The organism is Prescottella equi (genome assembly GCF_002094305.1).
GTDB lineage: Bacteria > Actinomycetota > Actinomycetes > Mycobacteriales > Mycobacteriaceae > Prescottella > Prescottella equi.
The window spans coordinates 311,720-323,101 of the sequence record NZ_LWTX01000006.1 but is presented as its reverse complement, the minus strand read 5'-3'; the positions used below and the strand labels follow the sequence as shown (position 1 = coordinate 323,101).

9 protein-coding genes are annotated in these 11,382 nt (G+C 70.0%); all 9 read right to left on the bottom strand.

Annotation, left to right across the window (positions count from 1 at the left end):
• Positions 1-1,057, bottom strand: a 1,057-nt coding sequence (locus tag A6I89_RS16960; RefSeq protein ID WP_084978815.1) for a purine-cytosine permease family protein, incomplete at its 3' end; no start/stop codon positions are given.
• 180 nt (positions 1,058-1,237) lie between these two features.
• A complete protein-coding gene (locus A6I89_RS16955; RefSeq protein ID WP_022598096.1) occupies positions 1,238-2,602 on the bottom strand; it encodes an FAD-binding oxidoreductase in 1,365 nt (454 codons plus the stop codon).
• 32 nt (positions 2,603-2,634) lie between these two features.
• Positions 2,635-3,711 (bottom strand): histidinol-phosphate transaminase, encoded by a 1,077-nt coding sequence (locus A6I89_RS16950; protein ID WP_060934515.1) that lies wholly within the window; start codon positions 3,709-3,711, stop codon positions 2,635-2,637.
• Entirely contained in the window at positions 3,708-5,267 is a 1,560-nt protein-coding gene (gene hutH, locus A6I89_RS16945; protein WP_013417300.1) for a histidine ammonia-lyase, read from the bottom strand. Before hutH ends, A6I89_RS16950 begins: the two co-directional genes overlap by 4 nt.
• A 154-nt stretch (positions 5,268-5,421) precedes the next feature.
• The gene (locus tag A6I89_RS16940) at positions 5,422-6,210 is read right to left on the bottom strand and encodes an IclR family transcriptional regulator (protein ID WP_005517410.1); all 789 of its coding nucleotides are present in this window, start codon (positions 6,208-6,210) and stop codon (positions 5,422-5,424) included.
• Between the two features lie 126 nt (positions 6,211-6,336).
• A complete protein-coding gene (locus A6I89_RS16935; protein ID WP_005517411.1) occupies positions 6,337-7,002 on the bottom strand; it encodes an IclR family transcriptional regulator in 666 nt (221 codons plus the stop codon).
• A gap of 50 nt (positions 7,003-7,052) precedes the next feature.
• Positions 7,053-8,201: a CaiB/BaiF CoA transferase family protein gene (locus tag A6I89_RS16930; RefSeq protein WP_022598094.1), complete on the bottom strand. Its 1,149-nt coding sequence runs from the start codon at positions 8,199-8,201 to the stop codon at positions 7,053-7,055.
• Positions 8,202-8,222: 21 nt separating this feature from the next.
• The gene (locus A6I89_RS16925; protein ID WP_005517413.1) at positions 8,223-9,386 is read right to left on the bottom strand and encodes an acyl-CoA dehydrogenase family protein; all 1,164 of its coding nucleotides are present in this window, start codon (positions 9,384-9,386) and stop codon (positions 8,223-8,225) included.
• A 319-nt stretch (positions 9,387-9,705) separates the two neighbouring features.
• The gene (hutU, locus tag A6I89_RS16920; RefSeq protein ID WP_022598093.1) at positions 9,706-11,382 is read right to left on the bottom strand and encodes a urocanate hydratase; all 1,677 of its coding nucleotides are present in this window, start codon (positions 11,380-11,382) and stop codon (positions 9,706-9,708) included.

The following is an 11,382-nucleotide window of genomic DNA, read 5'->3' as shown; positions in this document are numbered from 1 at the left end:
CGGCGCTCGCGGCGATCGCGATGAACATCGAGATGACGGTGAAGCCGAGGATGTAGAACGAGCGGGCCTTGGTCGAGATCTGTGAACGGCCGTCGAACGCGGTGACGGTGGTGAGGATCGACATGAAGCCGCCGTACGCGTTGAGGACGTTGACCGTCAGCTTGCCGGTCACGATCACCAGGTAGATCAGGAACGCGATGATCGCGGGCCCGGCGAGGTCGCCCATGAAGCCGACCTGGTTGCCGAGGAAGGCGTCGCCGGCGACGGCCGCGACGAGGGCGCCGAAGGTCATCGACCACTGCGATCCGATGACGCTGCCGAGGAAGGTCGACCAGAATGTGGTGCGCTCGCTGGTCTCGCGGGGCAGGTAGCGGGAGTAGTCGGCGACGTACGGGCCGAAGGTCAGCTGCCAGCCGGCGCCGAGCGAGATCGCGAGCAGGAAGGTCACGAAGTCGAAGTCGACGATGCCGACGTAGTCGAGCACGTCGTACTCGAGGAACAGGCGGATCGCCAGGTACGTGAAGCCGACGATGCCGACGACGGTCGCGATCTTGCCGACGATGTGGATCAGCTTGTAGCCGGTGACGGCGACGAACGCGGTGAGCAATCCGAAGATCACGATGCCGATCCAGGCGCTGTCGAGGCCGAGGACCTTGTTCACGGCCTGGCCCGCCAGGACCGTGCCGGTGGCGGCGAAGCCGAGGTACATCAGGATCACGAGCACGAGCGGGATGACCGCGCCCTTGACGCCGAACTGGGCGCGGCTCGAGATCATCTGCGGCAGGCCCATGCGGGGGCCCTGCGCCGAGTGGAGGGCCATCACGGCGCCGCCGAAGACGTTGCCGATCAGCAGGCCGATGATGGCCCACAGGGCGTCGGCGCCGAAGACGACCGCGAGGGCGCCGTCCACGATCGCGGTGATCTGCATGTTCGCGCCGAACCACAGCGTGAACTGGCTACGGGGCGTGCCGTGGCGCTCGTCGTCGGGAACGACGTCGATGGTGCGCCGCTCCGGGGTGAGGAGCACCTCGGAAGTGCTGCCGTCGTCGTGTGTCATTGGGTCTGCTCTTTCTGCGGTGACCGCACCCTGCGGCGGGGTCGACTTCCGGGGGTGATGCCCACCTTCTTCGATGCTTGTGCGCTGGATCACGCCATGCCGATGGGAAATGTATAGGCCTGTATATACAGGCCTGTCAACATCCAGGTTTGTATCCGGATTGTTTGTCCTGGTAACCGGTCAGAAGCCCTTCCCGGGATTCATCAGACCGAGCGGATCGAACGCGGCCTTCACCGCGCGATGGATGTCCAAACCTGTCTCTCCCACTTCGAGCGCCATCCAGCGTCGTTTCAACACCCCGACGCCGTGCTCACCTGTAAGGGTGCCACCCAGTTCGAGCGCGCGCCGGAACACCTCGTCGGCGGCGGTCCAGACGGCGTCCGGGACCGACCCGTCGGCGCGGCGGTCGAACACGAACGTGGGGTGCACGTTGCCGTCGCCCGCGTGCGCGACCGTCATCACCGTGACGTCGTGCCGGCGCGAGATCTCCTCGATCGACTCGACCATCTCCGGCAGCCGGGAGCGCGGCACCCCCACGTCCTCGACCAGGCACTGTCCGAGGCGTTCGGCCGCCGGGTACGCGAGCCGACGGATCTCGAGCAACTGGGCCGACTCGGCGGGGTCCTGGGAGAGCGCGACGAAGTCGGCACCCGCCTCGGAGAACAACCGTTCGATCGCGGCGGCCGCCTCGTCGGCATCGGGGCCGTCGGCCTGTGCGATGAGCATCGCCTCGGTGCCGGCCTCGAGACCGATGCGCTTCCACTCGTCGATCGCGACGAGTGTCGCCCGGTCGATCAGTTCGAGCAGGCTCGGTCCGATCCCCGCGCGCACCACCGCGGCGACTGCGTCCGCGGCGGCCCGCAGCGACGGGAAGCTGCCGACGATCGTCGCGGGTTCCCGGGACGGCCGCGGCCGCAGGCGCACGGTCGCGCCGGTGACGATGCCGAGCGTTCCCTCGGAGCCGACGAGGAGCCCGGTGAGGTCGTAGCCCGCGACGCCCTTGACGGTGCGGTGGCCGGTGTGGAGGATGCGGCCGTCGGCCAGCACCACCTCGAGGCCCAGGACGGAGTCCCGCGTGACGCCGTACTTGACGCAGCGCAGCCCGCCCGCGTTGGTGGCGATGTTGCCGCCGATCGTGGAAATCTGGAAGCTGCTCGGATCGGGCGCGTACATCAGGCCGTGCTCGGCGGCCGCCCGGTCGAGATCGGCGTTGACGACACCGGCCTGCACCACCGCCAGTTGATCCGCGGGATTCAGCTCGACGATGTCGCGCATGGCCGCGGTGGACACCACCAGGCAGCCGTCGATCGCGGTGGCGCCGCCGGCCAGTCCGCTGCCTGCGCCGCGCGGCACCACCGGAACCTTGTGCGCCGTGGCCCATTTCAGGGCCGCCGCAACGTCCTCGGTGGAGTCCGCGACGAGCACGGCCAGGGGCAGGCCGGGAACGGCCAGGTGCGCCTCGTCCCGGGTGTAGGCGTCCATGACGTCGGGGTCGGTGACGAGCCGGCTCGAGCCGAGCGCGTCGGCGAGGGCGTTGAGAGACATCGGGTTTCCTCGTATCGGTCGGATCGTGGTGTTCAGCCGGCCGGCTGAGCGGTGAAGTGGTCGACTGCGGCGAGCACCGCGTCCTCGGCGTCCCGGTCTCCGACGGTCACGCGCACGCCCTCGGTCGCGAAGGCGCGCACGGACACCCCGTGCGCGACGCAGGCCGCTTCGAGTTCCGCTGCGCGGTCTCCGATCGGGATCCACACGAAGTTGCCTCCGCTGGTGGGGGTCCGGATGCCCCTGTCGGCCAGCCCGGAGCGCAGGTGCCGGCGACCGTCCCGCACCGACTCGACGATCCGGTCGGTGTGCCCGGCGTCGGTGAGCGCGGCGCACGCCGCGGCCTCGGCGACCGAACTGAGGCCGAACGGCGGGGCGGCGGCGTGCAGGGGAGCGGCGACGGCGGAGTCGGCGATCGCGTAGCCCACGCGTAGGCCCGCCAGGCCGTACGCCTTCGAGAACGTCCGCAGCACCACGACGTTCGGGTACTCGCGCAGCAGTTCCACGCCGTCGACCTGTTCCTCGGCGAACTCGCGGTACGCCTCGTCGAGGATCACCAGGACGTGCGACGGCACGCCGTCCAACAGTCGACGCACCTCGGCCTCGGTGAGTTCGGTGCCCGTCGGATTGTTCGGGTTGCACACCAGTACCGCGCGGGTGCGGGGCGTCACCGCGGCGATCATGGCGTCGACGTCGTGCCGGTGCTGCGCGTCCAGTGGTACCGGAACGGCTGTGGCACCGGCGATCCCGATGAGAATCGGATACGCCTCGTAGCTGCGCCACGCGTGCACCACCTCGGTGCCCGGACCCGTGTACGCCGTGAGGACCTGTTGCAGCAGTGCCAGGGAACCGGCACCGGTGAGCACCGCGTCGGCCGGAACGGACAACCGCTCGGCGAGTGCCGCGACGAGGTCGTCCGCGAACAGCGTCGGATACAGGTGCCCGTGCTCGCCCGCGCGGGCGATCGCCTCGACGACGGCGGGGGAGGGGGCGATCGTGGATTCGTTGCTCGACGCCCGCCAGCGGACCGTCGCGGCGCCGGACGCCTTCGAATAGGCGGGCAGCGCATCGATCTCGGGCCGGGCCCGGGGCAGCGCGATCGTCCGGGTCACTGCAGGGCACCGATCTCGTGCTCGGCGGCGGCGACCAGCGCGCCGGAGGCGGCCAACGTCACCACCTGCTCGATCTCCGGTGCGAGGAACCGATCGGTGCCCGGCCCGGCCACCTGCTCACGCACGGCGCGGACCACCGCACCCGTCCCCGGCGCGGGCTGCAGCGGGGAACGCAGATCGATTCCTCGTGCGGCGGTGAGAATCTCGATCGCGAGGACGCGGGTGAGTCCGTCCACGGCGCGGCGGAGCTTGCGGGCGCCCGACCAGCCCATCGACACATGATCCTCCTGCATCGCCGACGACGGAATGGAGTCGACGCTCGCCGGCGCCGCCAGCCGCTTGAGTTCGGAGACGATCGCGGCCTGCGTGTACTGCGCGATCATCAGGCCGCTGTCCACACCCGGGTCGTCGGCGAGGAAGGGCGGCAGTCCGTGGTTGCGGGCGACGTCGAGGAACCGGTCCGTCCGGCGCTCGCTGATGCTCGCGACGTCGGCCGCGACGATCGCGAGGAAATCGAGGACGTACGCCACCGGCGCGCCGTGGAAGTTGCCGTTGGATTCCACTCGGCCGTCGAGCGTGACGACGGGATTGTCGACGGCGGAAGCGAGTTCACGGTTGGCGACCGTACGGGCGTGCTCGACGGTGTCGCGGGCACCACCGGCCACCTGCGGCGCGCAGCGCAGCGAGTAGGCGTCCTGCACGCGGGTGTCCTCGGGGCCGGCGTGGCTCGCCACGATCGGCGAATCGGCCAGCAGCCGCGCCATGTTGGCCGCAGCGGTGGCCTGGCCCGGGTGCGGGCGCAGCGCCTGCAGATCCGCGGCGAACACCCGATCGGTGCCCAGCAGGCCCTCGACGCTCATCGCGGCCGCGATGTCGGCGAGCTTGAGCAGGTGGTCGAGGTCGGTGACGGCGAGCGCGAGCTGGCCGAGCATGCCGTCGGTGCCGTTGATGAGGGCCAGCCCCTCCTTCTCGGCGAGGACGACCGGGGTGAGGCCGTGTTCGGCGAGGGCGTCGGCGGCACCCGACAGCCGTCCGTCGGCGGTACGGACAGTGCCCTCACCGGTCACCGCGAGCGCGACGTGCGCGAGCGGCGCCAGATCACCCGAGCAACCGAGGCTGCCGAACTCGTGGACCACCGGGGTGATCCCCGCCGTCAGCAGGTCGGCGTACGCCTGCGCCACCTCGGGCCGCACACCCGTGCGTCCCGTGGCGAGCGTGGACAGGCGCAACAGCATCAGCGCACGGACGACCTCGCGCTCCACCTCGGGACCGGATCCCGCCGCGTGCGAGCGGACCAGGCTGCGCTGCAACTGGGTTCGCATCTCCTGCGGGATGTGCCGGGTGGCGAGCGCGCCGAAGCCGGTCGACACGCCGTACACCGGGCGGGGGTCGGCGGCGAGGTCCTCGATGCGCGCCCGCGAGCGCGCGATCTCGGCGAGGGCGTCGTCGGTGAGGCGGACCCCGTGGCCGCGGCGTGCGACGTCGACGACGTCCTGGATCGTGACGGGTCCGAGGCCGACCTCGACGAGATCGGTGGATTGGGTGGTGAGCGTCATGGGGGACTCCGAAGGAAAGGTGCGGCCCGGCGAACGCGGCGGCCGTGAAGATTGTGTCTCGTATACGAGACCATAGTCTCGTATGTAAGACAAGGGGAAGGCGGGTGTCGGTCGAATCGACCGGGTTCGGTCAGCCTCGAAAGGCTCGGAGCGCTCAGGCTTCCAGGGACTCCTCGATCATGCGGTCGCTCAGGCTGTCCGAGAAGTGCGCGGCCGCGTCCGTGACGAGCCGGGCCAGCTCGGTGGTCTCGGCATCGCTGCGCGCGCCCGTCAGGTATGCGACACCGAGCGCGGCGACAGGACGTCCGTCCCGGGTGACGACCGGGCTCGCGATGCACGTGACGCCGTTGGTGGTCGAGTCGTGCTCCACCGAGTACCCCAGTTCCCGATCGGCCTTCGACAGGGCGCGCAGGTCGTCGAGGGACGTCGGCCCCTCGCCGGTGCGGGTGGGCCAGGTATATCCGGCGTACAGGGCGCTGAGCTGCTCGGGGTCGAGGCGTGCGAGGATCGCGCGTCCGACCGCCGTCAGGTGAGCGGGCAGCCGGGTACCGACCTCGGTCACCAGACGCACGCCGGGCTTGAGCGGCTCGCGCTTGTCCAGGTAGATCACGTCGGTGCCCTGCAGGACCGCGAGGTGCGAGGTCTCGTCCGCGGCCTTCGTGAGCGCGACCATGTGGCGCTGCCCCTCGCGGTGCAGCGGCCCGGACCGCATGTACGACGCGCCCACCTCGAACGCGGACACTCCGAGCGTCCAGGCCCGCTGATCGGGCCAGTAGGAGACGAACCGCCGGTCTCGCATCACGTTGAGCAGGTGGTGCGTCGTGCTCTTGGGCAGGTCGAGAGCACTCGCGATCTCGGTCGCGGCCATCGGCACTCCTCGCCGGGCGAGTAGGTCGAGCACGTCGAGTACCCGCTCCGCGGACTTGACCCGGCTCGTCGACATCGAACGTCCCCTTCCGATCCCGGCCCGAACGGCCGGCGTGCCGCGCCATTGTCCTGGCCGGCGTGCCGCGCAATTGTCTCGGATACGAGACTGCGGTGCCAAACTTCTACGACGGGACCGTGAGTTCTACGACGAGACCGTGCGTCCCAGTTCGGCCGACAGTCGCGCGCAGCGCTCGACGAGGACCTGCCCGTGCCGGGCGCAGACGTCGTCGTCGAGCCGGAACGTCGGCCCGACGACGCTCAGTGCCCCCACGATCCGGCCGATCGCGTCGTAGATCGGAGCGGCGACGCCGGTGGAGTGGTCCTCGATGGTGTCGTGGGCGATGGCGTAGCCGTCGGAGCCCACCTCGCCGAGCAGGGCCGCGCCCACCGCGGTTCCGACGAGGGGGACGGTCTGGCCGACCCACCCCATGTGCCGGATCGCGTGGGTGCCCTCGATCTGCCCCATGTACAGCGCTGTGCCGCGGGGCCCGGGAGCCGACAGGTACGTCGACTCCCGGGTGATCTCGGCGATCTCGGCCATGGCGGGCTGCGCCCGCAGGAGCAACTGGTTGTCGGCGATCGCTTTCGCACCGATCTGCAGCAGCCGTGGGCCCACCCGGTAGACGTTGTCCTCGCCGCGGAGCACGAACTCGGTCTGCTCGAGGCTGCGGATGAGCCGCAGCGCCGTGCTGGTCGCGAGGTCGGTGGTCTTCGCGGCGTCGGCGAGGGTCAGTCCGCCGTGCTCGATGATCGCGCCGAGCAGTTCGAAGGTGCGACTGACACTGCGCGTCACGTCACCGGGGGCCATGCGTGTCTCCCATGCCGAGGGTGTCGACCGATCGGTCGACACCCGAGAATCTATCGCGAGCGGGCCTCGCCGAGAATCTCGTCGTGGTGCTCGTCGAGGAGCGGGCTGCGTCGCACCGCCGGGCGCGCACTGTCGCCGAAGACGACGGGCTGCCGGACGTACGACACCGGGCCGGCCTTGGGATGCTCGAACGTCTCTACGACGCCGCGGTATCCGGCCTGGTCCGAGCCGAGTGCCTGCTGGACGTTCCACACCTCGGAGCCGGCCAGACCGGCTGCGTCGAGCAGATCGAGGACCTCGGTGACCGTGCGGCCGGCCGCCCACGACTCGATCTCCTTGCGGAGCGCGGGTTCGTTCTCGGTGCGCAGCGCGTCCTCGGTGAACCGGGGATCGGTGATCAGTTCCTCGCGACCCATCGTGCGGGCCAGCGTCTGGAAGCCCTTTTCGCTGGCGATCGCGAGCACGAACAGGCCGTCGTCGGCGCGGTAGGTGTCGAACGGGGTCGACACGGGGTGCCGGTTGCCGACCCGCTTGGGGGTCTCGCCGGACGCCTGCAGTTGGCTGTGCGCGGTGGGCAGCATCGCGAGCATGCTGTCGAACATCGCGACGTCGAGGTGCTGGCCCTCGCCGGTGGTGCGGGCCGCCAGCAGTGCGGTGCTGATGCCCCACGCAGCGAAGACGCCGGTGATGGTGTCGCCGAACGACTCGCCCAGTCGGGTGGGGCCGGACTCCTCGGTGCCGGTGATGCTCATGACGCCGGAGAGCGCCTGGACCACCAGGTCGTAGGCCGCGGCGCCCGCCATCGGGCCCTGCTGGCCGAAGCCGGAGATCGACGCGTAGACGATCTTCGGGTTGCGTGCCTTGGCTGCCTCGTAGTCGATCCCGAGCCGGGTGGTGACGCCGGGACGGAAGTTCTCGACGACGACGTCGGCGCCCTCGATCAACTGCAGCAACGCTTCTCGGTCCTCGGGGTCCTTGAGGTCGAGCGCGATCGAGCGCTTGCCACGGTTGAGGACGTTGAAGTAGATGCTCTCGCCGTCGCGGAACGGCCCGAGGTGGCGCGAGTCCTCGCCGGCCTTCGACTCGATCTTCACGACGTCGGCGCCGGCATCGGCGAGCAGTGCGGTGCAGAACGGGCCCGCCAGCACGCGGGACAGGTCGACGACGCGGACGCCGTCGAGCGGGGGAAGCGCGGTCATGATGTTGTCTCCCAGTCGTTCTCAGTACTCGGTGGACCGGATCGACGGGGCGTTGCCCGCGATGGTCAGCAGCTGGATCTGCGAGGTGCCCTCGAAGATGCGCAGGATCCGGCAGTCGCGGTAGAGGCGCTCGATCTCGGACTCGCGCATGAACCCGGCGCCGCCGTGGATCTGGACGACCTGGTCGACGATCGAGAAGCAGGCCTCGGTGGCCACGTACTTCGAGATCGAGGCGGCGCGGCGCAGGTCCTGGCCCGCGTCCTTGACGTCGGACGCCCAGTCGGCCGTGACGCGCGAGGCGACGAGCTTGGCGTCGCACTCGCCCAGCAGCAGCTGGATGGCCTGGAACTCGAAGATGGGGTGCCCGAACTGCTTGCGCTCGGAAGCGTATTCACGACCGAGTTCCCAAGCGCGCAGGGCGATTCCGTTGGCCATCGCGGCGACGTCGATGCGGGCGCGGTTGAGGGCGGTGAGCGCGATGTTGCCGCCGCGGCCCTCGGTGCCGATCACGGCGTCGTGCGGGAGGACCACGTCGTCGAGGTAGACGGTGTAGGTGGGCGCCGAGCGGATGCCCATCTTGTCCTGCGGCTCGGAGTAGCTGATGCCGGGCGTGCCCTTGGGCACCGCGAACGCGGTGATGCCACGGAAGCCGGCGGAGGGGTCGGTCTTGGCGAACAGCACGACGAGGTCGGCCTCGCGGGCGTTGGAGATGAAGGTCTTGGAGCCGGACAGGTGCCAGCCGTCGTCCTCGCGGCGTGCCACGGTGCGCATCGACGCGATGTCCGAGCCCGCGTCGGGCTCGGTGAGGGCGAAGCCCGCGAGGACCTCGCCGGAGGCCAGCCCGGGCAGCCAGCGCTTCTTCTGCTCCTCGGTGCCGCCCACGAGGATCGGCTCGAGGCCCAGGTAGTGGGCGGTGTAGATGGACGCGAGTGCGGCGTCGGCGCGCGCGACCTCCTCGACGGCAACCAGCTGGGCGCGGGTCGACAGGCCGAGGCCGCCGAACTCCTCCGGGACGGAGATGCCCATGAGGTCCTGCTCGGCCAGTCGGCGCATCAGGCGCGCGGGGAATTCCTTGGACTCGTCGCGCTCGGCGGCGCCGGGCAGGATCTCCGCGTTCGCGAAAGCGCGCACGGTGCTGCGGAATTCGGTCAGGTCGAGGGTGTCGTCGAGCGGCTGAGCGGTCACGGGTAACTCCTGGAGGAACGAGAGGGGGAATCGCTAGATTTCATCTAGTGGAAGTCAATTGCCATCTAGTGGCATGCGATGACTATCGCATCCCGCCGCTGCGTTTGTCCAGAGGCAGTAGGTCCCGTCCCTCCGACCCCGGAAACGACGACGAGCGGCAACGCGCAGGGGGGATCGTCCTGCGCGTTGCCGCTCGTCGGGGGTCGACGTCGTTCGCTCGTCACCGAGCCGACGTCAGCGCCACCGGTACGGGCTCACGCTGGTCGTCGTGAGTCCGTACCGGTGGGTGGATCAGTGGGTCGAGATCACTCGTTCCCGGTCAGTTGTTCTCGCTCATCGGGATACGCACGCCACGCTCGCGCGCGGTGTCGATCGCGTGCTCGTAGCCCGCGTCCACGTGCCGGATGACGCCCATGCCCGGGTCGTTGGTGAGCACGGCCTCGATCTTCTTCGCGGCCAGCTCGGAGCCGTCGGCGATGCACACCTGGCCGGCGTGGATCGAGCGGCCCATGCCGACGCCGCCGCCGTGGTGGATCGACACCCAGGAAGCGCCCGACGCGGTGTTGACGAGGGCGTTGAGCAGCGGCCAGTCGGCGATCGCGTCCGAGCCGTCCTTCATGGCCTCGGTCTCGCGGTACGGCGAGGCGACGGAGCCGGAGTCGAGGTGGTCACGGCCGATGGCGATCGGCGCGGACAGCTCGCCGCTGGCGACCATCTCGTTGAACTTCAGGCCGGCCTTGTGGCGCTCGCCGTAGCCGAGCCAGCAGATGCGGGCGGGCAGGCCCTCGAAGGCAACCTTCTCGCCGGCCATCTCGATCCACCGCTTGAGGTGCTCGTTCTCGGGGAAGAGCTCGAGGATCGCCTTGTCGGTCGCGGCGATGTCCTTGGGGTCGCCGGACAGCGCGGCCCAGCGGAACGGGCCGAGGCCCTCCTCGAAGAGCGGGCGGATGTACGCCGGGACGAAGCCGGGGAACTCGAAGGCGCGGTCGTAGCCGGCCTTGCGGGCCTCGTCGCGGATGGAGTTGCCGTAGTCGAAGACCTCGGCGCCCTTGTCCATGAAGCCGACCATCGCCTCGACGTGCGCGGCCATCGACTTGCGGGACTCCTCGGTGAAGTGCTCCGGGTCCTTGGCGGCGAGCGCCTTCATGTCGGCGAAGTCGACGCCGAGCGGCAGGTACGACAGCGGGTCGTGTGCCGACGTCTGGTCGGTGACGATGTCGATGGGGGCGTCCATGGCCAGCAGTGCCGGGAAGATCTCCGCGGCGTTGCCGACGAGGCCGATCGACAGCGGCTTGCGGGCGTCACGGGCCTCGGTGGCCAGCTGCAGCGCGTGCTCGATGCTGTCGGCCTTGGTGTCGAGGTACTTGTGCGCGATGCGGCGGTCGATGCGGGTGACGTCGCAGTCGACGCAGATCGCGACACCGTCGTTCATGGTGACGGCCAGCGGCTGCGCACCGCCCATGCCGCCCATGCCGGCGGTGAGGGTGATGGTGCCGGCCAGGGTGCCGTCGAAGCGCTTGCGGGCGATCGCGCCGAAGGTCTCGTACGTGCCCTGCAGGATGCCCTGGGTGCCGATGTAGATCCAGGAACCGGCCGTCATCTGGCCGTACATCATCAGGCCCTCGGCCTCGAGCTTGCGGAACTGCTCCCAGTTGGCCCAGTCGCCGACGAGGTTGGAGTTGGCGAGCAGCACGCGCGGCGCCCACTCGTTGGTGCGGAAGACGCCGACCGGCTTGCCGGACTGCACCAGCATGGTCTCGTCGTTCTTCAGGGTCTTCAGGGTGGCGACCATCGCGTCGAACGCGGCCCAGCTGCGGGCGGCGCGGCCGGTGCCGCCGTAGACGACCAGGTTGTCGGGGTGCTCGGCAACCTCGGGATCGAGGTTGTTCATGAGCATGCGCAGCGCGCCCTCCTGCTGCCACCCGAGGGTGTTCAGCTCGGAGCCGCGGGGGGCGCTGACCGGGCGGGCCTCGTGGCCGGGTGAGGTGATGTCCAT